The organism is Arsenophonus sp. ENCA (assembly GCF_002287155.1).
Taxonomy (GTDB): domain Bacteria; phylum Pseudomonadota; class Gammaproteobacteria; order Enterobacterales; family Enterobacteriaceae; genus Arsenophonus; species Arsenophonus nilaparvatae.
In genome coordinates, this window is record NZ_NHNG01000237.1 from 1 (window position 1) to 687 (window position 687).

General features: G+C 41.5%; 1 protein-coding gene and 1 pseudogene. Both read left to right on the top strand.

Going from position 1 to position 687, the window contains the following annotated elements; translation table 11 throughout:
* The coding region (locus tag CBG25_RS06135; RefSeq protein ID WP_290605331.1) for a type IV secretion system DNA-binding domain-containing protein at positions 1-315 on the top strand (315 nt) is incomplete at its 5' end.
* A gap of 144 nt (positions 316-459) precedes the next feature.
* Positions 460-687 (top strand): annotated as a pseudogene (locus CBG25_RS06140) (transposase zinc-binding domain-containing protein); the annotation flags it as partial.

The window sequence follows — 687 nt, forward strand, 5'->3', positions numbered from 1 at the left end:
CCTTTATTGATGATACCTTCTTACTCCTTAGCGCAGGTCTTTGGAATTTCCATCTCAGAACAGCGTAAAATTTACTTCAATCACCGAAACACCCTTATTTCACTATTAAGCAACACGCTTATTGAAAAAACCGCCATGACCATTCGTACCGTGTTAAGTGCTTATGTCAAAGCGTTGCGTTACTGTCAGGGATTGGAAAAAGAAGGCAAGCCACCTTTCTCCATTCGGGAATGGGTACAAAATGCCAATGAAGATGCGTGGATTTTCATCTCCACGAGTTTCGCACAGGCATATAAAATTCTAAAAATGGCTTAAAAGCAATGATTAATCTGCAAGTTACTAAAAAACATAAATTTTCTTAAATTACAATAAGTTGTATTTGATTTATAAGGTTTTGACTATTTATATATCATGCTGAATTAAACTTAAAAATAGAGCGTTTTTTTATTGGTGCGAAACTCGTGTACCCATTGTCCACATCGGCGCCTTATTTACCAAAGCTGTAAAGGTCGGGGATGCCCGAGCTGCGGCAAAAAGGCCACCGATATCTGGATCGCCACTATGATGGCGCGTCTTCCTGACGTTCCCTTTCAACATGGCACCTTCACGATGCCTGATGCCCTGTGGCCGTTATTTGAGAACAACCGTTGGTTGCTAGGCCACCTGTTCGCCCTCGCTGCTGATAAT